Origin of the sequence: Serratia proteamaculans (assembly GCF_008830365.1) — a bacterium.
Taxonomy (GTDB): domain Bacteria; phylum Pseudomonadota; class Gammaproteobacteria; order Enterobacterales; family Enterobacteriaceae; genus Serratia; species Serratia proteamaculans.
Window position 1 is genome coordinate 17,779 of record NZ_WBKI01000007.1, and the last position, 23,561, is coordinate 41,339.

Consider the following 23,561-nt stretch of genomic DNA (forward strand, 5'->3'; position numbering starts at 1 on the left):
GGCAAGCGCGGGATAATACCATATGAGGGCCTGGCCTGCGTCGATACGCCCCGATTAAGCATTCATACCTCATATAATTCTAGAGGTAGCCCATCAGGATCGCTGAAAAAAGTGAAGCGTGACTGGGTATAAGGATCGACACGCACCGGTTCACAAACCACCCCGGCAACCTGCAAGTGCTCAATGGCCTGCTCGATATCGTCGACGCTGAATGCCAGATGGCGCAGGCCACAGGCTTCCGGGCGGCTGACGCGGGCGGGCGGCGACGGGAATGAAAACAGTTCGATACTGTATTGACCATTGAGCGCCAAATCCGCCTTCCAGGAATCACGCTCTTCACGATAGAACTCACCCAACAGGGTAAAACCCAGAATATCGCAGTAAAAATGCTTACTGGCAGCATAATCTGAACCAATGACTGCGATGTGATGGACCTGACGTAGTGCCAACATGGTGATGCCTCATTATCGGTTTGATGAGGCACGGTATCCGGCGACGCGGGCAACGTCAACGGCAAAAAGCCCCGCAGCATAAGGCGGGGCTATCATTCAGCTATCTATAATGCCGCAGGCAGATCAGGCTTTAAGGTCAGCCAATGCTGCACCGTAGTTGATGTGCAGCACCTGCCCATCCACCACCAGCGCCGGCACGCTCTGTACTCCTGCTTTTTCTGCTTCGGCGATGCGCGCCGGTTTTTCACCCAGATGCACCACGTCCACCTGCACATCCTGGCTCAACAGACCCAACAACTGCTGCTCTGCGCTGACACAAACCGGGCAACCGGCATGATAGAAAACGGCCTTAGTCATGATAATTCTCCTTGGTTCTGACTGTGATGAGTGAAATGAACTCACATTTAGTTTCGATTCGAAACAAAATGCACAATAAATCCTCCCTCCTGACTTGTCAATATAGTTTTTAATCGATACTATTTTCACAACCTAATGAGGAGTACATATTGAGACTGTTTGATTTATTGGAGCGGCTGAATAGCCTGCAACGCAGCTGGCTACGCAACCATGAAGAACTGGATAACCTGCCCCCGGTGCAGTTGAGTGCGTTGTATTATCTGGCACGCTGCAACCATTACTCCAACACGCCGATGGCAGTGGCGGAATATCTCGGCCTGACCAAGGGCACAGTATCGCAATCGCTAAAAAAGCTGGAAAGTAATGGGATGATCGCCCGTACTGCGGATGAGAAGGACCGCCGTAGCGTCAGGTTAAAGCTGACCGACAAGTCACGTGTATTGATGGATGCCCTGTTCCCACCGGGCTATTTACAAAATGCGCAGGATGCCATGCAGCAGGACGGGGGGCAGTTGCTGGAACTGTTGACGCAGTTACTGCGCCAGTTGCAAAAGCAGGATGATAACGTGGCGTTATTCGGCGAATGCCATCGTTGCCGTTATCACCAGTGGCAGAACGGCCAACCATTTTGTGGGCTGACACAGGAACCGCTGCCATCAAGCAGCGTGAACCTGATTTGCCGGGAATTTGCTTAAGCCAGCGGCGTTTTCAGCACCTTCACCAGATAACGTCCGTCCTCGGTCAGCTTTGCGCCATGGATATCGGTTTCAAAGCCTGGATAACGTTCACCGATCGAGCATAGCATCAGCAGAAAATCGAGTACTGCGCGGCTCTCTTCGGTGATCATCTCCCCCGGCATAACCAAAGGTACCCCTGGCGGATAAGGCAGGATCATATTGGCCGCCACCTTGCCAACCAACTGATCCAGTTCGCAGGTTTCTACGTTGCCGCGCACCTGTTGCTGGAACATCTGATGCGGCGTCAGCTTCATTTCAGGCAGCACGTCAAATGCCCGTTGCATCAGGCCTGGCAGATCGTGCCGACGGATTAAACTGTGGATCCCAGCCGCCAAATCCTGAATGCGCATATTGCGGTAGAAATCCGGATCTTCCGCAAACAGATCCGGCAGCATGTTCTTCACCCGCAGGTTGAGATCGTAAGCGCGTTTGAAATCGGTCAGACCACGCAGCAGGCTCATCGCCTTGGTTTTATCAATGCCGATGCTGAACAGGAACAGCAGGTTATAGGGCCCGGTTTTTTCTACCACGATACCGCGTTCATCCAGGTATTTCGCCACCAGCGCCGCCGGTATCCCGCTATCTTCCAGCATGCCCAACTCATTCATGCCTGGCGTCAGGATGGTGACCTTGATCGGATCGAGGTACATGTGGTCGCAGTCGGTATTGCCGAAACCGTGCCAGTTATCATCCGGGTTCAGTGGCCAGCACTGCGCTTCGTCGATCTCCTCCGGCTGCCAGATGTCGAAGAACCAGCTATCGCTCTCCCCTCGTAACCGCTGTACCTCACGGCGGAAATGCAATGCACGCTCCACCGAGCGATTAATCAAACGCCGCCCCGGATTACCACGCAGCATCGCCGCCGCGGTTTCCATCGAGGCCACGATGCCATAATTCGGCGAAGTGGTGGTGTGCATCATATAGGCTTCATTAAAGGTGCTCTCATCGTAGTCACCCTTAATGTGGATCATCGAGGCCTGCGAAAACGCCGCCAGTAATTTATGCGTAGACTGGGTTTCGTAGATCACCTTGCCGGGCGTGCGCTCACCGCTCATGCCACTCTTGCCGTCGTAAATCGGATGGAAGTTGGTATAGGGCACCCAGGCTGAGTCAAAGTGAATAGAGGGCACGTCCAGCGTCTGTTTGATGTAGTCGGTGTTATACAGCAAACCGTCATAGGTAGAATTGGTGATCACCGCATGCACCGGCCAACTGGCATTAACCGTTGCCGCGACCCGGCCGGCAATGCTCTCATGGGTAAACTCATGCTGTGGGATGCCACCGAGAATGCCATAGGCGTTACGCAATGGGCGCAGGTAGATCGGGACGATATCGCTCATCATCAGCAAATGGCATAAGGATTTATGGCAGTTGCGATCAATCAATACCGTGCTGCCGGTCGGCGCCGAATACATGCCGACAATTTTGTTGGCGGTGGAGGTGCCGTTAGTCACCAGATAACTCTGTTCGGCGTTAAAGGTACGCGCTATATACTCTTCGGCCTCCAGATGCGGGCCGGTGTGATCCAGCAACGAACCCAGTTCGGTAACCGAAATCGAAACGTCGGCTTTGAGAGTATTGGCACCGAAAAAGTCGTAGAACAAACAGCCGACCGGGCTTTTCTGAAAGGCGGTACCTGCCATGTGCCCTGGGGTACAGAAAGTGTATTTCCCTTCACGCACGTACTTAAACAGCGCCTTGGTCAAGGGCGGCGTAATGGTATCGATATATTCGTCAGTGTATTGCTGGATGCGCTGGGCAATATCATCCGCCGCATTCAGGGCGTACTCGAAGAAATACAGTGCCATGCGCATTTCATGCAGGCTGACGTCAAAGGTGGAGTGGGTGTTGATAAATGCATACAACGGCAAATATTCATTCAGCTCGTTGATGTCGCTGCACAATTCCAGGCTGTAATCGTCCCAGTCAAAAATCACTCCGCAAATGCGCGCGTTGGCCTCGATCAGCTTTAACAGGTCACCGCTGTTTTTCGGATACACCAGTTGGAAATCCATTGCAGTCAGTGCGATGTGAAGCTCGCGGATCGGCTCGTCTTTGTAATAAACGCCAGTTGGGCTCATGATCGCGATGATATTCAACGGCTGCTCCTGTCAGTTAACCAGCAATCGTCTATAACAACATGAAAAACTCGGACTGTGTACCCCAAAAGCTCCCTTTTCATCAGCCCAAAAAAAACCGCCCGGAGGCGGTTTCTTGCAACACATGATAAAACTCAGCAGTAGCCGTAGTTCATCAGGCGTTGGTAACGACGGTTGCGCAACTCTTCGTTGTTCAGACCGTCGAGATCTTTCAGGTCAGCCAACAGCTGTGCTTTCAGCGAGGCTGCCATCGCCGGCACGTCACGGTGAGCAGAGCCCAAAGGCTCCGGGATCACCGAGTCGATCAGCTTCAGTTCTTTCAGACGCGGTGCGGTAATGCCCATCGCTTCTGCAGCCAGAGGAGCCTTGTCGGCACTCTTCCACAGGATGGAGGCACAGCCTTCCGGTGAGATCACCGAGTAGGTGCTGTACTGCAGCATATTCACTTTGTCGCCAACGCCGATAGCCAATGCACCGCCAGAACCGCCTTCGCCGATCACGGTGCATATCACCGGGATATTCAGACGAGACATTTCACGCAGGTTATGGGCTATCGCTTCTGACTGACCGCGTTCTTCCGCGCCCACACCAGGGTATGCCCCTGGAGTGTCGATGAAAGTGATCAACGGCAGTTTGAAGCGAGCAGCCATTTCCATCAGGCGCAGCGCTTTGCGGTAGCCTTCCGGTGCCGGCATGCCGAAGTTACGGCGGATTTTCTCTTTAGTTTCGCGGCCTTTCTGATGACCGATGATCATCACCGGGCGACCATCCAGACGAGCAATACCACCGACAATCGCTTTATCATCGGCATAGGCGCGATCGCCTGCCAGTTCTTCGAAGTCGGTAAAGATGTGTTTGATATAATCCAGGGTATAAGGACGGCGTGGGTGGCGTGCCAATTGGGCAACTTGCCAAGCCCCAAGATCGGAAAAAATCTTGCGCGTCAGCTCAACGCTCTTTTCACGAAGGCGCTGAACCTCTTCGTCCAGATTAATATCTAATTTTTCGTCTTGACGGCTGACTGCAGTCAGCGAGTCAATTTTCGCTTCCAGCTCTGCAATCGGCTGTTCAAAATCAAGAAAATTCAGACTCATAGCATTCCTATTTTAGTCAAATTCCAGTTCCACCTGCTCATTACCTACCAAAGTCCGCAAATCTATCAATAAGCGGTCGGTGGGCGTCACGCGCCAGGTTGCGCCAAAACGCAGCTTGGCCCGCGCATCTTCCCGTTGATAGTAAAGATGCACTGGAATCGTCCCCGAGCGATGGGGTTCCAAAGACTGACGGAGACGGTTCAAAAGCTGGTCATCAATTTGCCTGTCCGTCAGCGAGATAGCAAGTCCGCGAGCGTATTTTTCACGGGCTTCACTGATGTCCATTAGCTCGCGGGCCGTCATTTTAAGCCCACCGCTAAAGTCATCAAAGCTGACCTGTCCACTGGCGATCAGGATACGGTCTTTTTCCAATAAATGCTGGTATTTTTCTAACGCATCGGTGAATAACATCACTTCCAGACGGCCTGAACGGTCATCCAGCGTACAAATTCCGATGCGATTACCGCGCTTGGTGACCATAACCCGTGAGGCGATCACCAGCCCAACGGCGGTCGTCATTTTGCCCCGGTCCGTCGGATGCATATCTTTCAAACGCTGGCCACCGGCATAGCGTTCGATTTCCTTCAGGTACTGGGTGATCGGGTGGCCGGTAAGGTACAACCCCAGGGTTTCCCGTTCACCGTCCAGCACCACCTGCTCCTGCCAGAGGGGCACGTTGGCGTAGGATTGCTCCACCTGCTCCGGCGCTTCCGCCAGTACGCCAAACATGTCCACCTGGCCGATCGCTTCGGCTTTGGCATGCTGATCGGCCGCTTTCAACGCGTCACCCAACGAATTCATCAGCGCAGCGCGATGCGGCCCAAGGCGGTCGAATGCCCCGGACATGATCAGTTTTTCCAGAATACGGCGGTTCAGTTTTTTGATATCAGAGCGAGCACAGAGGTCAAACAGGTCTTTGAAATAACCCTGCTCGCCACTGTTACGCGCTTCAAGAATGGCTTCAATCGGCCCTTCCCCGACGCCTTTGATAGCACCGATGCCGTAAACGATCTCACCTTCGTCGTTAACGTGGAAATGATACTGGCCGCTGTTGATGTCCGGCGGCAGGATTTTCAAGCCCATGCGCCAGCATTCATCCACCAGCCCCACCACCTTATCGGTGTTGTCCATATCGGCGGTCATTACCGCCGCCATAAACTCGGCCGGGTAGTGCGCCTTCAGCCACAATGTCTGGTATGACACCAGTGCATAGGCGGCGGAGTGCGATTTGTTGAAGCCGTAACCGGCGAATTTCTCCACCAGGTCAAAGATTTTTACCGACAGCTCACCGTCGATGCCGCGTGATTTTGCCCCGTCCTCGAAACCGCCGCGCTGCTTGGCCATCTCAACCGGGTTCTTTTTGCCCATCGCACGACGCAACATGTCTGCGCCGCCCAGCGAATAACCGGCCAGCACCTGGGCAATCTGCATCACCTGTTCCTGATACAGGATGATGCCGTAGGTAGGCTCCAGCACCGGTTTAAGCGACTCATGCTGCCACTGAATATCCGGGTAGGAAATCTCTTCACGACCGTGCTTTCGGTCAATAAAGTTATCTACCATGCCTGACTGCAGCGGCCCCGGGCGGAACAGCGCCACCAGTGCGATCATGTCTTCGAAACAGTCGGGCTTCAGGCGTTTGATCAGGTCTTTCATGCCACGTGATTCGAGCTGGAAGACCGCCGTGGTCTCCGAACGCTGCAGCATGTCGAAGCTTTTCTTGTCCTCTAGCGGAATGGCGGCGATATCGATCGGTTCCAGCCCGGTTTTCGCGCGGCGAGCGTTGATCATCGCCAACGCCCAGTCGATGATGGTCAGGGTACGCAGCCCCAGGAAGTCAAACTTCACCAGCCCGGCGTATTCCACATCGTTCTTATCAAACTGGGTTACCGGATGCTGGCCTTCGGCATCGCAGTACAGCGGAGCGAAGTCAGTTATTTTGGTCGGTGCGATCACCACACCACCGGCGTGCTTACCGGCGTTACGCGTCACCCCTTCCAGCTTGCGCGCCATGTCGATCAGCGCTTTGACTTCCTCATCGGCCTCGTAGATTTCCGGCAACTGCGGTTCGGCGGCAAAGGCTTTTTCCAGCGTCATGCCCGGATCGGGCGGCACCAGCTTGGAGATGCGATCGACGAAGCCATACGGGTGACCCAGTACACGGCCCACGTCACGAATAACCGCTTTCGCCGCCATGGTACCGAAGGTAATAATCTGCGATACCGCCTCACGGCCGTACATCTCCGCAACGTGCTCAATCACCAGATCGCGTTTTTCCATGCAGAAGTCGACGTCGAAGTCAGGCATCGAAACACGTTCCGGGTTAAGGAAACGTTCGAATAGCAGGTCAAACTCCAGCGGGTCAAGATCGGTGATTTTCAGCGCATAGGCCACCAGTGAACCGGCACCAGACCCACGACCCGGCCCTACCGGCACGTCGTTGTCCTTCGACCACTGGATGAACTCCATCACAATCAGGAAGTAACCCGGGAAGCCCATCTGGTTGATCACTTTCAGCTCAATATCCAGACGTTCGTCGTATTCAGGGCGGCGCTCAGCACGTACCTGCGGATCCGGGAACAGGAACTCCAGACGCTCCTCCAGCCCTTCCTTCGACTTAAGGACCAGGAAATCCTCAGTGGTCATATCACCGGTTGGGAACTGCGGCAGGAAGTACTCGCCAAGGCGGATAGTCACGTTACAACGCTTGGCGATCTCTACGCTGTTGAGCAACGCCTCCGGGATGTCGGCAAACAGCTCGCACATCTCGTCTTCGTCACGCATGTATTGCTGCGAGGTATAATTACGCGGGCGCTTGGGATCATCCAGCGTGAAACCGTCGTGGATGGCAACGCGGATCTCATGAGCGTCAAAGTCATCCGCTACCAGAAAACGCACATCATTAGTGGCCACTACCGGCAGCCCACGTTCGGTCGCCAGGGCTACCGCTGCATGCAGGTAGTTTTCTTCGTCCGGCCGACCAGTACGGATCAGTTCGAGATAATAACTGTCGGGGAAATACTGCTGATAAAACTCCAGGCACTGCTCCACCTGCGGCTGGTTGCCGCGCAGCAGAAACTTGCCGACGTCGCCCTGACGGGCACCAGAGAGCAGGATAAGCCCTTCACGGTGCTCAATCAGCCAGTCACGATCGATGATCGGACCGGCGGCGCCGTAACCACGCTGATAGGCGCGAGAAATCAGCAACGTCAGGTTTTGGTAACCTTCATTATTGGCGGCCAGCACGGTGAGCTGCGCCAGCTCATCGCCCAGCACTTCGCTTTGCACATGAAAATCCGCGCCGATGATCGGTTTGATCCCGGCGCCGTGCGCGCTGCCATAGAACTTCACCAGACCACACAGGTTGGTAAAGTCGGTAATTGCCAAAGCAGGCATGGCTAACGCGGCAGCTCTTTTCACCAACGGTCCGATCTTGGCTAATCCATCAATCATGGAGTAGTCACTATGAACGCGCAGGTGAATAAAACGAGGTTCGGCCATATCCAGATACCTGAATCTAGGGGCTCAGCGAACTGAACCCGGGTTAACTCTATCGCGTGCCTGGCCCGGATAAGGCCGGCAGATTACAGCGCCAGCACCCTTCTGACCGGGGCAAAGCTGCGGCGATGATGTTCGGTCGCACCCAGCGCGGCCAGCCGCTCCAGATGGAAAGCGGTTGGGTAGCCTTTATGCTGCGCAAAACCGTAGTCCGGAAATTCCCGATCCAACTCAGTCATTTCGCGGTCACGCGTTACCTTCGCCAGAATGGACGCTGCGCTGATTTCCGCCACGCGGCTGTCGCCCTTCACCACCGCCTGCGAGCGCATCGGCAATTTCGGGCAGCGGTTACCGTCAATCAATACCATGTCCGGCGCGATATGCAATCCGGCAACTGCACGCTGCATCGCCAACATAGTGGCATGCAGAATGTTCAGTTGGTCAATCTCGTCCGGCTCGGCACGCCCCAAACTCCAGGACAGGGCCTTCTCGGTAATTTCGTCATACAACGCCAGACGGCGTTTTTCACTGAGTTTTTTCGAGTCCGCCAGCCCTACGATCGGACGCGCGGGATCGAGGATCACCGCAGCGGTCACAACCGCGCCCACCAAGGGGCCACGACCGACTTCGTCCACGCCGGCAATCAGCGTGGCGACAGGATAGATGAAAGGTTCAATCATGCTTTTGCCAGTTCCAACACAGCCTGAGCGGCCTGTTCATCGGCACCACAACGGATGCTTTGGTGCAAATTAAGGAAAGTCTGTTTCAGTTCGTCAGTTTGCGGACTATCTTCCAGCAGCGGCATTAGCGACGCCGCCAACTTGTCCGGCACGCAATCGTGCTGCAACAGTTCGGTGACGATTTCACGACCGGCCAGCAGATTTGGTAATGAGACATACGGCGTCTTCACCAGCCGTTGCGCTATCCAGAAGGTAAATGGTTTCATGCGGTAACCCACCACCATCGGGCATTTGGCCAGCATGCACTCCAGCGCGGCAGTGCCGGAGGCCAGTAATGCTGCGTCGCTGGCGATCATCGCCTCGCGCCCCTGGCCGTTGAGCAGGTGAACCCTTAACTCAGGGGCCACTTCGGCCTTGATGCGCTCGAACTGTTCGCGTCGCTTGGCATTAACCAGCGGCACCACCAGCTCCAGATCCGGATAGCGGGTGCGCAGCAACTGCGCCGTTTTCAGGAAATCGGCGCTTAGCATCTCGACTTCCGCACCGCGGCTGCCCGGTAACAGGGCCAGACAACGTGCATCCGGAGCTATGCCCAGCGTGGCGCGCGCAGCCAGTTTATCCGGTTGCAGCGGCATGGCGTCGGCCATGGTATGGCCGATAAACCGACAGGGTACGTTGAAACGATCGTAAAACGCTTTTTCGAAAGGGAGAAACGCCAGCACCAGATCGGTGGCTTTGCCTATTTTGAAAACGCGCTTTTGACGCCAGGCCCAAACGGACGGGCTGACATAGTGAATGGTGCGGATGCCGCGCTGTTTCAGACGACCTTCCAGGGTGATATTGAAGTCCGGCGCGTCGATACCCACAAACACGTCAGGCGCGAGATCGCTGAACCGGCGGGTAAGATCCTTACGGATCTTTAACAAGCGTGGCAGGCGCTCAAGCACCTCGACCACGCCCATTACCGCCAGTTCTTCCATTTCGTACCAGGTTTCGCAGCCTTCGGCCTGCATCAGCGGGCCGGCGACGCCAACAAAACGCGCGTCGGGGATCTGCGCCTTGAGCGCGCGGATTAAACCGGCGCCAAGAATATCACCGGAAGTTTCTCCGGCGACCAATCCGATGGTCAATGGGCGATTTTGCATAGGTCAGCGAATAATACCGCGGGTGGAACGACCAAAGAAATCAAGGAACTGCTGCACCACCGGCTGTTCTTTCGCCAGGGCTTCGATTTCTGTTTTCGCTTCATCCAGCGTTTTCTCGCTGCGATAAAGAATTTTGTAGGCGTTACGAATGGCCTGCATTTCATCTTTATCAAAACCACGACGCTTCAGGCCAACGGCGTTAACACCGAATGGCGTAGCGTGGTTACCCTGCGCGATGACAAAAGGAGGCACGTCTTGGGCAACGCCGGAACAACCGCCCACCATCACGTGAGTACCGATAATGCAGAACTGATGGATAGCCGTCATACCACCGATAATGGCATGATCATCAATTTCCACATGGCCGGCCAGCGTGGCGTTGTTTGCCAAAATACAGGAGTTACCCACCACACAGTCGTGCGCAACATGCACGTTAACCATCAGCAGGTTATCATTACCTACTTTGGTCAACCCAGTGCCCTGCGCTGTGCCGCGATGAATGGTGACGCTTTCGCGGATGCGATTGCGATCGCCAATCTCGACACGCGTCGGTTCACCCGCGTATTTCAGATCCTGATTCACTTCGCCAATAGAGGCGAACTGATAGATCTGATTATCGCGGCCGATTTTGGTCAAGCCATTCACCACAATGTGGGACTTCAGTACCGTGCCTTCGCCGATTTCCACCTGGGAGCCGACGTAGCAGAAGGGACCGATGTGCGCACCAGCGCCGATAACGGCGCCTTCTTCAATAATCGCGCTAGGATGGATAAAGGCGGTTTTGTCGATCACGGATTAGGCCTCCCGGCTGCGCGCACACATCATGGTTGCTTCGCAGACAATTTTGCCGTCGACGGTCGCCACGCCTTTAAAGCGCGTCAAACCACGACGAGTTTTCTCAAAGGTGACTTCCATGATCATTTGATCGCCAGGCACTACCGGTCGTTTGAAGCGGGCTTCGTCGATACCGGCAAAGTAATACAACTCACCCGGCTCCAACTTGCCGACGCTTTTGAACGCCAGAATACCGGTGGCCTGCGCCATGGCTTCCAGAATCAATACGCCTGGGAAAATCGGCTTACCAGGGAAGTGTCCCTGGAAAAACGGCTCATTTACAGATACGTTCTTCACCGCACGCAGGAATTTGTGCTCCTCAAACTCGAGGACGCGATCGACCAGCAAGAACGGGTAACGGTGAGGAAGCAACTCTAAAATTTCTGCAATATCCAGAGTATGAGTGTCAGTAGTCAAAATACTCTTCCTGTCTCTAAAAACTGATGGCATCAACAACACGGCCTGCGCTGCCCCCAATAAGGAGGAAGTCATGCAGGCCGCAAATTAACAACTCTTTGCGCTTTTGGTCTCATGACCAACGCGTTTCGTTTTGTACCCAGCGAGGCGGGCGGTAGTGATTAGTCTTTTCCGACTTTTCGTTCGACAGCTTTTAAGCGCTTGCTAATCTCATCGATATTCATCACCAACGCAGCGGTTTTACGCCAAACTTTGTTGGGTTGTAACGGAATGCCCGAAGAGTATACCCCAGGTTCGGTGATTGGTCGCATAACCATTCCCATTCCGGTGACAACAACTTTGTCGGCGATCTCCATGTGACCGTTGATCACGCTGGCTCCGCCGATCTGGCAATAACGGCCAATCTTCAGGCTACCCGCCATGATCACACCGCCGGCAACGGCAGTATTGTCGCCAATCACCACGTTATGTGCAATCTGACATTGGTTGTCGATGATAACACCATTCCCGATCAGGGTGTTATCCAACGCGCCGCGGTCAATGGTGGTGCAAGCGCCAATCTCGACGCGATCGCCGATGATTACCGTGCCCAACTGAGGGATTTTAATCCACTCGCCACGTTCGTTGGCATAGCCGAAACCATCAGCACCGATCACAGTACCTGATTGGATCAGGCAGCGCTGACCGATTTCGACTTCATGATAAATAGTTACGTTTGCCCACAGACGCGTATCCGCGCCAATGCGTGCACGTTTGCCGATAAAGCAGCCAGGACCGATAACCACGTTATCGCCCAGAACGGCGCCAGACTCGATCACCGCATTAGCGCCAATGGCCACATTCTGTCCCAGAGTGGCAGCAGGTGAGATAACCGCGCTTGGGGCGATATCCTGAGCCGGAGACGGCGTGGTATCCATCAGTTGCGCCATGCGCGCGTAAGTCAGGTAAGGGTTTTTAACCACCAGCGCCGCAGAACGGCAGTGTGGTAAATCCGCTTCGGTAAGCACTACTGCGCTTGCCAGGCAGGAAGACAACTGCTCTTGATAGCGGCTGTTTGACAAAAACGTGATTTGGCCAGCCTGTGCCGAATGCATAGAAGCAATGCCGGTGATGACGAGATCGCCATCACCGTGCAATTGTGCATCCAACTGCTGCGCTAGATCAGCCAGTCGAATTGAAGGCATGTGTTATTTAACCTGTTTCAGCACGTCAGCAGTGATGTCTTTAGAAGTCCCTGCATAGGCAACTGCGTTAGCATCGATGACTACGTCGTAGCCTTCTTTGCTGGCAACAGATTTCACAGCGTCCTGAATACGGCTCAAGATTTTGTTACGCTCTTCCATCTGACGGCGACGGTTGTCCTGCTCAAAAGCCTGTGCTTTCTGAGAGAACTGCTCGCGCTGTGCCATCACGTCTTTTTCCATCTTGCTGCGATCGCTGGCTTTCATGGTAGCGCCATCACGCTGCAAACGTTGCATTTTGGTCTGAAGGCTACGCTCCATGTTCTGAAGCTCACCCGCACGGCCTTTAAACTCGTTTTCCAGCTGTTTAGCTACGGTTTCACGAGCCGGCAACTGTTGGAAAATGCTGGAGACGTTAACTACAGCGATCTTATCTGCTGCCTGAACGCCAGCTGAAGCAGCCATTGCTAAACCGAGGCCTGCGGCACACAACCACTTTTTCACTATAAACTCCTTACCATCACCCATTTGTGTCATATGACACTTGAAGTACACAATCTGCCAGACTTATCCCGCAAAACAATGAGAATCATCTCTCTATGCTCTGACGGGCGCCTGGCATTTGCGATTCTTAATAACTGCTATGCCCAGAAGCGGGACCTGTTACCAGGTCTTGCCAATGTTAAACTGGAACTGTTCGGACTTGTCGCCTTCGTATTTCTTGATCGGGTTGGCATAAGAGAACACCAACGGACCCAAAGGTGACATCCACTGCAAGGCGATACCGGCAGAAACGCGGATATTGCTCGCTTTACTGTAGTCCGGAATATCGTACATGCTGGTCTGAGCGTCATTCTTCCAGTTGGTATCCCACACGGTCCCCGCATCCATGAACAAGGAGGTACGCACCGAGTTGGCGTATTTCTCGCTGATAAATGGTGTTGGCGTGATCAGCTCCATACTGGCGACGGCCATGGCGTTACCGCCCACCGCATCGTCAGAACTACACACAGCGGCGCCATTGGTACAGCTGTACGAGTTGGAGTTGTAGTATGCCGCTTTCGGACCAATGGTGTTGGAACCGAAACCACGCACGGTGCTCGAGCCGCCGGCGTAGAAGTTCTCGTAGAACGGCATTTCTTTGCCGCCCAGACCATCGGCATAACCCAGACGGCCACGACCCAACAGTACCCAGGTGCGATCGTCATTGATTGGGACGTATTGCACGCTGTCCAGCGTCATTTTGTAGTATTCGTTATCCGACCCCGGAATGGTGACTTTACCATTCAGCGTTGTGCGGTTACCCGAGGTTGGGAAATAACCCCGGTCAAGGTTGTTATAGGTCCAACCCAGGTTCAGCGTGAAGTCATCGGCAGAATAACTGGCCCGATCGGTCTTGTTCGGATCCAGCCCCATCGAGTCCAGATAACGCCACATGGCAACCTGAGGCTGCATGTTAGACAAGCCGTTATGCACGTAACCCAAGCCGGTGCGCAACGAGTTGTTTTCATTGATCGGGAAGCCCAGGGTGCCGTCGATACCATAACTCTTGTTGGTATAGTCGGACAGGTCCGCGTCATCGGCTTTAAAGTCGTTGTAGAAGATACGGCCACCCAAACTCACACCGTCAACGGTGAAGTACGGGTTGGTTACCGACAGCTCGGTGTAAGTCTGGTAGTCGTTCTTGGTACCGCTGATGCCGACGGAATAGCCGGTCCCCAGCCAGTTGTCCTGCTGAACGCCCGCCTGGAAGCTCACGCCGCTCTCGGTGCCGTAGCCGACGCCGAAGTTGAAGGTACCGGTGTTACGCTCTTTCACCTTGTAGGTGACGTCAACCTGATCCGCAGTACCCGGAACGCGCTGGGTTTCCACATCTACCGTTTCAAAATAACCCAAACGGTTCAGACGTTCTTTACCCTGCTCGACCTGAGCGTTGCCCAGCCACGCACCTTCCATCTGACGCATTTCACGGCGCAGTACGGAATCTTTACTGGTGTCGTTACCTTCAAACTTAATACGGCGCACATAGAAACGGTTGCCCGCATCAATGTTCACATGCAACTTCACGGTTTTATCCGCGTCGTTGATTTCAGGCTGGGTAGAAACACGCGGGTAAGCGTAACCATAACGGCCCAACATCGTTTTGACGTTGTCTTCCATCTTGGTCACTTTACTGCCGTTATACAGCTCACCTGGCTCAATCTTGGTCAACTGGGCAACTTCCGCCGAGTGGCCGGCCAGATTGCCGTTCACCACCACGTCGGTGAGCTTGTACTGCTCGCCTTCAGTGATATTGACGGTGATGTAAATGCCTTTTTTGTCCGGCGTCAGGCTGACCTGAGTCGAATCAATATTGAAGCGTGCGTAGCCGCGGTCCAGATAGAAACTGCGCAGGGTTTCGAGGTCACCCGCCAGCTTTTGCTTCTGGTATTTGCGATCGCCAACCACGTTCCACCACGGCACTTCATCACGCAGTTGGAAGCGTGAGATCAGTTCATCGTTGGTGAAGGCATGATTGCCGACAATGTTGATTTGTTGAATCTTGGCGGAAACCCCTTCCGTGAACACCAGTTTCAGGTCGACACGGTTACGCGGCAGCGGCGTGACAACGGCTTTCACCGAGGCACTGTATTTACCGACGCTGTAGTAGAAGTCTTCCAGCCCTTTTTCAATGCTGGATATGGTGGTGCGATCGAGCGCTTCGCCAACCCGAACGCCAGAGGCCTCCAGGTTTTGCTTGAGCATGTCATCTTTCACCGACTTGTTGCCGGAGAAAGTGATGCTGGCAATGGTAGGGCGTTCCTTAACCTGAACAATCAGCGTAGTACCATCGCGCAGCACGCGAACGTCCTCGAAGTTGCCAGTGGCAAACAAGGCACGGATGGTATTACTGATATCATCGTCAGTGACGGTATCGCCTACGCGAACCGGCATGTTGAGTAACGCCGCACCGACGGCGACTCGCTGCAGGCCTTCGAAATGAATATCCTTCACTACGAACCCGTCTGCACCGTATACGGTGGCGCTGCCAAACAGCAGCGACGCTATGAGCAACTTTTTCATCGCCATCGTTGTTATGCGTTCTTCCTAACCTATCCCCGCCCCTAAAGACGAGAAAAATCATTGAAAAGTGCAAGACCCATTAAAAGCACCAACACGATCGAACCTATGCGGTAACTGTAGTCCTGTACTCGCTCGGAAACCGGCCCACCCTTCAGCTTTTCTATCGCCAGGAAGAGGAGATGCCCACCATCTAACACCGGTAATGGGAACAGGTTGATGATACCCAGATTGACACTGATCAACGCCAGGAACATCAGATAATACACAAACCCGACCCCCGCTGACGCCCCTGCTCCCTGTGCAATCGAAATCGGGCCACTCAGGTTGTTCAGCTTTACATCACCGGTTATTAATTTACCCAGCATTTTGACCGTAAGGCTCATAAGCTGCCAGGTCTTGTCCCCAGCCTGATACAGCGCCGGGAAAGGTCCATACTGGCGAATCGTCTTATATTCGTCCGGCAGCGGCAGCACTTTCGGAATGATACCTGCAAACCCCACCGATTTGTCTTTTCCCACCGGCTTTGTATCCGGTATCAGCGTCAAAGACAAGGGGGCGCCGTTTCTTTCGATCTCTAAAACCAGCGGTTGCCCAGGGCCGTTATGGATCCGTTTAACCAACGTTTGCCAACGACCCAATAGCTGACCATCGACTTTAACGATCCTGTCCCCCGCTTGTAAACCTGCCTTTTGCGCTGCCGAGTTCGGCTGCACTTCGGCAAGGACAGATTCTATCTGTGGGCCACGAGGAATAATACCCAGCGCCACCACGGGATCCTGTTTGTCCGGCTCAAAATTCCACTGGCGCAAATCCAGGGTTTTCGTCACCACCCGAGAAGTGCCAAACGGCGCGATACCCACTTCGGTTTCTGCGTCGCCAATCTTCGCCACCAGAGCCAGACGAACTGATTCCCAATCAGGCGTTTCGATGCCATCTACGGACTTAAGTTCCATTCCTGGCGAAATTTCAGCGTTGGCCGCAATCGATTGGGGTGCTATTTCACCGATTACCGGACGGAAGCTGGGAACGCCGATAATGAAGACCAGCCAGTAAGCAAGGATAGCAAACAGGAAATTGGCGATAGGACCGGCACTGATGATAGCGGCGCGCTGCCAAACGGTTTTGTTGTTAAACGCCTGGTGGCGGAGTTCCGGTGCAACCGAATCAACCCGCTCATCGAGCATCTTCACATAACCGCCAAGCGGGATCAGGGCGATGACATATTCCGTGCCCTGACGGTCGGTGCGGCGCCATAAAGCGCGGCCAAAACCGATGGAAAAGCGTTCTACACGGACGCCGCAGCGACGGGCGACCCAAAAGTGCCCGAACTCATGCACGGTGATTAAAACACCGAGCGCAACAAGAAATGCGACTAAGTTCCAGAGCACGCTAACCATAATCCCTTCACTCCCCGCCATTGACGGATTAAAACACTAACAGCATCAGGCAGGCAAATACAGGCACTGCTGCGGTCAGGCTATCGATACGATCCAGTATACCGCCATGACCCGGTATCAAATGACCACTGTCTTTGATACCTGCTTCGCGTTTGAACATGCTCTCGGTAAGATCGCCCAGCACGGAAGCCAGCACGGCAATCACCGAACAAATCAGTAAGGTCGTCGGCACCACATTCAGCGGAGCGTACCGACCAAACAGCCAGGATATCAGGGCTGAAGTAATCAGGCCACCAATCAGCCCCTCCCAGGTTTTCCCCGGAGAAACTTTCGGCGCCAGCTTATGCTTGCCGAACAGTTTGCCGAACATATAGGCGCCGGAATCCGCACCCCAAACCAGTAACATCACATACAGCAGCCACCAGGCGCCGGTGAAGTGGTTCTGTTCATAACCGAACTGGCGCAGCGACAGCATGCCCCAGAAGAACGGCACTATGGTCAGCAGACCGAAAACCAGACGTATCGGGCGTGAGTTACGCCACAACGCAGCCGAGCCGGGATAAAACAGCACCAGCAACAGCGCTACCAGCCACCAGGCCAGCGACAACCACAACGGACCGCCGACCTGAAGCAAATGGACCGACTGGTGATAGGCCGGAATGCTGAGCAGCATCAACGCCAGCAGGAAGCCGCACAGTATCGCCAACCAGATACGCTGCGAGCGGGAGGTAAAACCGGCCAGTTGGCCCCACTCCCAGGCCGCTAACATGCACACCACGAGTGTTACCAGGGCAAAGCCCACCGGCGGCAGCAAAAACAGCGCCGCGATAACAATCGGAATTAAAACCAGAGCAGTTATGAGGCGATACTTCAGCAAAAGTTCCCCCTAGGACGCATCGGCGCCGATAGGTGTTGTTCCCCCGAAGCGACGCTCGCGTTGTGCAAATGCATTCAGCGCACCTTCAAAGACAAGTTCATCAAAATCAGGCCAGAGTACATCAGTAAAGTAAAGTTCGGCGTAAGCAATTTGCCACAGCAAGAAGTTACTGATGCGATGTTCTCCACCGGTGCGGATCACCAGATCCACCGGCGACAGATCGTTCATACAGACCCGCTCACCCAGTAATTCTTCGCTAATTTGATCCGGACGCAGTGAACCGTCCTTCACCTGCTCAGCCAGTTCCCTTACTCCCTGAATAATATCCCAACGGCCGCCATAGTTGGCAGCGATGTTGAGCGTCAGGCCATCGTTATTTTCTGTCAGTTGCTCAGAGCGACGGATCCGCTCCTGCAAGCGCGTGCTGAAACGGCTAATGTCACCGATCACTCGCAATCTGACGTTATGTTTATGCAGGCTTTTTACTTCACTGTCCAAGGCGCGGACAAAAAGCTCCATTAGGGCGGAGACTTCCTGCACCGGACGGTTCCAGTTCTCGCTGCTGAAGGCATAAAGCGTGAGTGCATCCAAATGGTTGTTGGCGGCAAAACTGACCGCACGACGTACCGATTTCACCCCTGCTTTATGACCGAAGACACGTAACTTACCCTGACGTTTAGCCCAGCGCCCATTGCCGTCCATAATAATGGCGACATGCCGTGGCCCCAGAGTGGACAGATTAGCCTCTTGTTGATTTGCGGACGACATAACTCGTACTTATTTCCTCAATAGAAATACAACTGCCTTTCCGGAACATCAGGCCCTTACGCGCAAAAAAAGCCGTGTGCCCGACACGGCTTTTCAGTCTGCCCTGCGATAGCCGGTAATCTGCGCTGCGCTACCGGCTTTCGAGATGTCAATCAGGCCATAATTCAACGGTATAACCGCTGAAAGGTGGCGCAGACTATACCACCTCAGCAAGGCCTGAACAAACGGCCCCACTGCGGCACGCGTAATTTGCGAACAAAATAGGATAATTGCCGGTATCAGTTACACAATGATTTAACCAATCCAACCGCAACCTCACGCGCATGACGATCTATTTCTAAGACCGCATCAATGCAGGACGGTTCCTGCAGTGACAGCCGTTCGACGACTTTTTGGTTCACTGTCGCAATATCGGTAAAGCGAATCTGTTCCTGCAGGAAAGCTGCCACAGCCACTTCGTTGGCCGCGTTCAGCGCGGTAGTTGCCGCCTGGCCCGCATCGAAAGCCTCAATCGCCAGATACAGGCAGGGATAACGTTCCCGCTCAGGTTCGGCAAAGGTCAGCGACCCGATACGGCAGAAATCCAGCGCTTCCACTCCAGAATTGACCCTCTGCGGGTAAGCCATCGCATGGGCGATCGGCGTACGCATATCCGGCGTGCCCAATTGGGCCAACACGCTGCCATCGGTGTAACGCACCATCGAGTGGATCACCGACTGCGGATGCAGAATCACTTCCATTTGTTCGGCCGAGGCGTTAAACAGCCAGCGGGCCTCGATATATTCCAGTCCTTTGTTCATCATGGTGGCGGAGTCTACCGAGATCTTGCGCCCCATCGACCAATTTGGATGGGCACAGGCCTGATCCGGCGTCATCGTGACAAACTGCTCCAGCGGCGTGGTACGGAACGGGCCGCCGGAACCGGTAAGCACGATGCGCGACACACCATGACTTTCTAATGAAGAGTATCCCAACTGACGCTGAATGCTCTCAGGCAAACTCTGAAAAATGGCATTATGTTCGCTGTCGAGTGGCAGTAATTGCGTCTTGCTCTGCTGTACCGCGTCCATAAACAGGCGTCCACAGGTCACCAGCGACTCTTTGTTCGCCAGCAGTACCTGCTTGCCGGCACGGATGGCCGCCAGCGTAGGCAATAGCCCGGCAGCGCCAACAATGGCTGCCGTAACTTGGTCGACGTCGTCCAGTGCCGCCAACTCACAGGCGGCCTGCTCGCCCACCATGACCTCGGTGGCAATACCGTTTTCCGCCAGCAGAGTACGCAGTTCACGCGCAGCGCCTTCGTCCGCCATCGCGGCATACGCCGGGCGAAACTCTATGCACTGTTGCGCCATGACCGCGACATTACGGCCGGCAACCAGCGCTTTAATCGCAAAAAGGTCGGGATTTGCCCTGACCACGGCCAGGGTACTGGTCCCCACTGAGCCGGTGGAGCCAAGAATAGTCAGTTGCTTCATGAGCTCACTCTGAATAACTGTCTGATGAGATCGGAGGTGTTCCAGTGTGTAACCTTGGCCACCGCTTGTCCATGATCAATCAGTACGATGAAACGGGATCTGCGCCACAAAAAACAAAGCGCCGCCCAGGCGACGCTTTTTTTCTGCGCGTTGCTGATTAGAAATCCATCAGCTCTTTTTCTTTATCCGCCAGAGCGGCATCCAGAAGTTTGATATAGGCATCGGTCAGTTTCTGAACGTCGTCTTGTGAACGACGATCTTCATCTTCGCTGATTTCTTTGTCTTTCAGCAGCGCTTTAACTTTATCGTTGGCATCACGGCGCACGTTACGAACCGCCACACGGCCCTGCTCTGCTTCGTTACGGACGACTTTGATCAGATCTTTACGACGTTCTTCAGTCAGCGGAGGCAGGGGAACACGGATCACGCTGCCGGCTGAGCTTGGATTCAGGCCGAGGTCTGAGGACATGATGGCTTTTTCTACCGCTGAACCCAGGGAGCGATCAAACAGGTTGATTGCCAGGGTACGGGAGTCTTCAACGGTCACGCTGGCCAATTGGCGCAGTGGCGTGGCGGAACCGTAGTACTCAACCATAATGCCGTCCAGGATACTTGGAGAAGCACGGCCGGTACGAATTTTGCTGATTTGGGTTTTGAATGCTTCTACGCTTTTTTCCATGCGTGAATCAGCATCTTTTCTAATTTCATTAATCACGTTGCGAACCCTTGAAAGCTGGATACTTGGCAGGCCATACCACAGTATAGCCCGTGAATTTTACTCAAGGAGAGCACGCGACGTCTGGCGTTGCCCGCTCCCGCTAAATTTGGCAGAACAGCTTTATTTGCCGATCAGCGTGCCTTCGTTTTCACCCATTACCACCCGGCGCAGTGCACCTGGCTTGTTCATGTTGAATACGCGGATTGGCAGACCGTGATCGCGGGCCAGCGTAAATGCCGCCAGGTCCATCACTTTCAGCTCGCGCTCCAGCACGTCCTGATAGGTAATATGTTCGTACAGTGTGGCATCCGGATTTTTAACCGGGTCAGCGGAGTATACACCATCCACTTTAGTTGCTTTCAATACCACATCCGCTTCGATCTCGATCCCGCGCAGGCACGCAGCAGAATCGGTGGTGAAGAACGGATTGCCGGTACCGGCAGCAAAGATCACTACGCGGTTATTGCGCAGCAGGCTGATCGCCTCGGCCCAGCTGTAGTTGTCGCACACGCCGTTCAACGGAATTGCCGACATCAGGCGGGCGTTCACATAGGCACGGTGCAGTGCATCACGCATAGCCAGTCCGTTCATCACGGTAGCCAGCATTCCCATGTGGTCGCCCACTACGCGGTTCATGCCGGCTTGTGCCAGACCCGCGCCGCGGAACAGGTTACCGCCGCCAATAACTACACCGACCTGAATACCCAGTTCGACCAGCTCTTTCACTTCCTGAGCCATGCGATCCAAAACGCTAGCGTCGATACCAAAACCTTCTGCGCCTTGCAGGGCTTCGCCACTCAGTTTAAGCAGAATACGCTGATATACGGGTTTTGCATTGGTTGCCATGGTGATCTGTCCTAAGAAGCAGTATTAGTATTGGGGATTTCAGCCGATGAAACGCGCCTGTGCTGTGTATCATGCCACAGGGCTTGCCACCGGTGTAATTCTGGCTGGATAAAATGGAACCGCCAGACGGCGGCTCCATTAACAGTCATTAAGACTGCTTGCTCATTGCTGCAACTTCAGCAGCAAAGTCGTTCTCAACTTTAGCGATGCCTTCGCCCACTTCGAAGCGGATGAAGTTAACCACGTCAGCGTTATGCTCTTTCAACACCTGGCCAACGGTTTTGCTTGGTTCGATAACGAAAGGCTGACCGGTCAGAGAAACTTCGCCGGTGAATTTCTTCATGCGGCCTTCAACCATTTTCTCTGCGATTTCTTTCGGCTTGCCAGACTGCATGGCGATGTCCAACTGAACCTGGTACTCTTTTTCTACCACTTCAGCAGACACATCTTCAGGCTTAACGAATTCAGGCTTGCTTGCCGCAACGTGCATGGCAATTTGCTTAACCAGCTCTTCGCTAGCGCCTGTAGCTGCGATCAGAACGCCGATACGCGCACCGTGCAGGTAGCTACCCAACACTTCGCCTTCCAGGGAAGCAACGCGACGGATGTTGATGTTCTCACCGATTTTCGCAACCAGCGCTACACGTTCTTCTTCGAACTGTGCTTTCAACACTTCAACATCAGTGATTTTGCCGGCAAAAGCAGCATCCAGCACTTTGTCAGCGAATGCCTGGAAACCAGCATCTTTAGCTACGAAGTCAGTCTGGCAGTTAACTTCCAGAATCAGACCGTAGTTGCCTTCAATCTTGGTTTTGATCACGCCGTCAGCAGCTACGTTGCCTGCTTTTTTCGCCGCTTTGATCGCACCAGATTTACGCATGTTTTCGATTGCCAGCTCGATGTCGCCGTTAGACTCAACCAGAGCTTTTTTACAATCCATCATGCCAGCGCCAGTACGCTCACGCAGTTCTTTTACCAGAGCAGCGGTAATATCAGCCATTTCTTTTTCCTCGGTTATCTCGCGTGGAGACAGTCTCATTCAGATAAGCAAAGGGGGCCTATAAAGGCCCCCCTAACCAACATATTCAATACCTGGTTAATAAGGGCTCAGTGACGAGCTTGCCTTATTATTCAGCTTCTACGAAGCTTTCTTCCGCTTGAACGGCCAGATCTTGAGAACGACCTTCACGGACGGCGGCAGCAACGGCAGTCAGGTACAATTTGATTGCACGGATTGCATCGTCGTTACCAGGGATGATGAAGTCAACGCCGTCTGGATCGGAGTTGGTATCAACGATAGAGAATACCGGGATACCCAGGTTGTTGGCTTCTTTGATCGCGATGTGTTCGTGATCAGCATCGATGACGAACAGAGCGTCAGGCAGACCACCCATGTCCTTGATACCACCCAGGGAGTTTTCCAGCTTGGCCAGTTCGCGAGTACGCATCAGCGCCTCTTTCTTGGTCAGCTTGTCAAAGGTGCCATCTTGAGACTGGATTTCCAGATCTTTCAAACGCTTGATTGACTGACGAACGGTTTTCCAGTTAGTCAGCATGCCGCCCAACCAGCGATGGTTCACGAAGAACTGGTCGCAGGTGTTAGCATATTCTTTTACCGCTTCGCTTGCTGCGCGCTTAGTACCAACGAACAGGATCTTACCTTTACGGGAAGAGATCTTGGTCAGTTCAGCCAGTGCTGCGTTGGCCATTGGTACAGTTTTTTCCAGGTTGATGATGTGAACCTTGTTACGTGCGCCGAAGATGAAAGGCTTCATTTTCGGGTTCCAGTAACGGGTTTGGTGACCAAAGTGTACACCGGCCTGGAGCATGTCGCGCATGGAAACAGTTGCCATGATTAAACCTCTATAGAGTTAGTTGGGGTTATGCCTCCACGTATCCCATAACGCCGACCCTGGCGGTGAT

General features: G+C 54.0%; 21 protein-coding genes. 1 reads left to right on the plus strand and 20 read right to left on the minus strand.

Annotation, left to right across the window (positions count from 1 at the left end):
- Positions 1–62: 62 nt before the first annotated feature.
- Both F8R23_RS20120 and F8R23_RS20125 read right to left on the minus strand, forming a co-directional pair.
- Entirely contained in the window at positions 63–452 is a 390-nt protein-coding gene (locus F8R23_RS20120; RefSeq protein WP_099065018.1) for a VOC family protein, read from the minus strand.
- A 123-nt stretch (positions 453–575) separates the two neighbouring features.
- On the minus strand, positions 576–809 hold the full coding sequence (locus tag F8R23_RS20125) for a glutaredoxin family protein (protein ID WP_012146476.1): 234 nt from the start codon (positions 807–809) through the stop codon (positions 576–578).
- Positions 810–958: 149 nt separating this feature from the next.
- Here F8R23_RS20125 and F8R23_RS20130 point away from each other — a divergent pair, with 149 nt between their 5' ends.
- On the plus strand, positions 959–1,504 hold the full coding sequence (locus F8R23_RS20130) for a MarR family winged helix-turn-helix transcriptional regulator (protein ID WP_129937867.1): 546 nt from the start codon (positions 959–961) through the stop codon (positions 1,502–1,504).
- Here F8R23_RS20130 and F8R23_RS20135 read toward each other — a convergent pair.
- From F8R23_RS20135 to rpsB, 18 genes are all read right to left on the minus strand, one after another.
- The gene (locus F8R23_RS20135; RefSeq protein WP_129937099.1) at positions 1,501–3,645 is read right to left on the minus strand and encodes a lysine decarboxylase LdcC; all 2,145 of its coding nucleotides are present in this window, start codon (positions 3,643–3,645) and stop codon (positions 1,501–1,503) included. The genes F8R23_RS20130 and F8R23_RS20135 overlap by 4 nt on opposite strands.
- Positions 3,646–3,779: 134 nt before the next feature.
- Entirely contained in the window at positions 3,780–4,739 is a 960-nt protein-coding gene (accA, locus tag F8R23_RS20140) for an acetyl-CoA carboxylase carboxyl transferase subunit alpha (protein WP_085118517.1), read from the minus strand.
- A gap of 12 nt (positions 4,740–4,751) precedes the next feature.
- On the minus strand, positions 4,752–8,240 hold the full coding sequence (gene dnaE, locus F8R23_RS20145) for a DNA polymerase III subunit alpha (protein WP_129937098.1): 3,489 nt from the start codon (positions 8,238–8,240) through the stop codon (positions 4,752–4,754).
- Positions 8,241–8,323: 83 nt separating this feature from the next.
- The gene (gene rnhB, locus F8R23_RS20150; RefSeq protein ID WP_085118520.1) at positions 8,324–8,917 is read right to left on the minus strand and encodes a ribonuclease HII; all 594 of its coding nucleotides are present in this window, start codon (positions 8,915–8,917) and stop codon (positions 8,324–8,326) included.
- Positions 8,914–10,062 carry a lipid-A-disaccharide synthase gene (lpxB, locus tag F8R23_RS20155; protein WP_129937097.1) on the minus strand — a complete coding sequence of 383 codons (1,149 nt, stop codon included), beginning with the start codon at positions 10,060–10,062 and terminating at the stop codon, positions 8,914–8,916. Before lpxB ends, rnhB begins: the two co-directional genes overlap by 4 nt.
- A 3-nt stretch (positions 10,063–10,065) precedes the next feature.
- Positions 10,066–10,854, minus strand: a complete 789-nt coding sequence (lpxA, locus tag F8R23_RS20160) for an acyl-ACP--UDP-N-acetylglucosamine O-acyltransferase (RefSeq protein ID WP_012146483.1) — start codon at positions 10,852–10,854, stop codon at positions 10,066–10,068.
- 3 nt (positions 10,855–10,857) lie between these two features.
- Positions 10,858–11,313, minus strand: a complete 456-nt coding sequence (gene fabZ / locus F8R23_RS20165; protein ID WP_017893789.1) for a 3-hydroxyacyl-ACP dehydratase FabZ — start codon at positions 11,311–11,313, stop codon at positions 10,858–10,860.
- Between the two features lie 161 nt (positions 11,314–11,474).
- Positions 11,475–12,497, minus strand: a complete 1,023-nt coding sequence (lpxD, locus tag F8R23_RS20170; protein WP_112347218.1) for a UDP-3-O-(3-hydroxymyristoyl)glucosamine N-acyltransferase — start codon at positions 12,495–12,497, stop codon at positions 11,475–11,477.
- A gap of 3 nt (positions 12,498–12,500) precedes the next feature.
- The gene (gene skp, locus F8R23_RS20175) at positions 12,501–12,998 is read right to left on the minus strand and encodes a molecular chaperone Skp (RefSeq protein ID WP_112347219.1); all 498 of its coding nucleotides are present in this window, start codon (positions 12,996–12,998) and stop codon (positions 12,501–12,503) included.
- 159 nt (positions 12,999–13,157) lie between these two features.
- Positions 13,158–15,563 (minus strand): outer membrane protein assembly factor BamA, encoded by a 2,406-nt coding sequence (bamA, locus tag F8R23_RS20180; protein WP_112347220.1) that lies wholly within the window; start codon positions 15,561–15,563, stop codon positions 13,158–13,160.
- 35 nt (positions 15,564–15,598) lie between these two features.
- Positions 15,599–16,954, minus strand: a complete 1,356-nt coding sequence (gene rseP, locus F8R23_RS20185; RefSeq protein WP_099065009.1) for a sigma E protease regulator RseP — start codon at positions 16,952–16,954, stop codon at positions 15,599–15,601.
- A gap of 28 nt (positions 16,955–16,982) precedes the next feature.
- Positions 16,983–17,831 (minus strand): phosphatidate cytidylyltransferase, encoded by an 849-nt coding sequence (gene cdsA, locus F8R23_RS20190; protein WP_112347221.1) that lies wholly within the window; start codon positions 17,829–17,831, stop codon positions 16,983–16,985.
- Between the two features lie 9 nt (positions 17,832–17,840).
- Positions 17,841–18,599 carry a (2E,6E)-farnesyl-diphosphate-specific ditrans,polycis-undecaprenyl-diphosphate synthase gene (gene ispU / locus F8R23_RS20195; protein ID WP_085118532.1) on the minus strand — a complete coding sequence of 253 codons (759 nt, stop codon included), beginning with the start codon at positions 18,597–18,599 and terminating at the stop codon, positions 17,841–17,843.
- A 278-nt stretch (positions 18,600–18,877) separates the two neighbouring features.
- Positions 18,878–20,074 (minus strand): 1-deoxy-D-xylulose-5-phosphate reductoisomerase, encoded by a 1,197-nt coding sequence (gene ispC, locus F8R23_RS20200; RefSeq protein ID WP_112347222.1) that lies wholly within the window; start codon positions 20,072–20,074, stop codon positions 18,878–18,880.
- A 157-nt stretch (positions 20,075–20,231) separates the two neighbouring features.
- Positions 20,232–20,789: a ribosome recycling factor gene (frr, locus tag F8R23_RS20205; protein WP_085118535.1), complete on the minus strand. Its 558-nt coding sequence runs from the start codon at positions 20,787–20,789 to the stop codon at positions 20,232–20,234.
- A gap of 123 nt (positions 20,790–20,912) precedes the next feature.
- The gene (gene pyrH, locus F8R23_RS20210) at positions 20,913–21,638 is read right to left on the minus strand and encodes a UMP kinase (RefSeq protein ID WP_085118537.1); all 726 of its coding nucleotides are present in this window, start codon (positions 21,636–21,638) and stop codon (positions 20,913–20,915) included.
- A gap of 148 nt (positions 21,639–21,786) precedes the next feature.
- The gene (gene tsf, locus F8R23_RS20215) at positions 21,787–22,638 is read right to left on the minus strand and encodes a translation elongation factor Ts (RefSeq protein WP_085118538.1); all 852 of its coding nucleotides are present in this window, start codon (positions 22,636–22,638) and stop codon (positions 21,787–21,789) included.
- A gap of 127 nt (positions 22,639–22,765) precedes the next feature.
- Positions 22,766–23,491, minus strand: a complete 726-nt coding sequence (gene rpsB / locus F8R23_RS20220; RefSeq protein WP_020828365.1) for a 30S ribosomal protein S2 — start codon at positions 23,489–23,491, stop codon at positions 22,766–22,768.
- Positions 23,492–23,561: the final 70 nt, after the last annotated feature.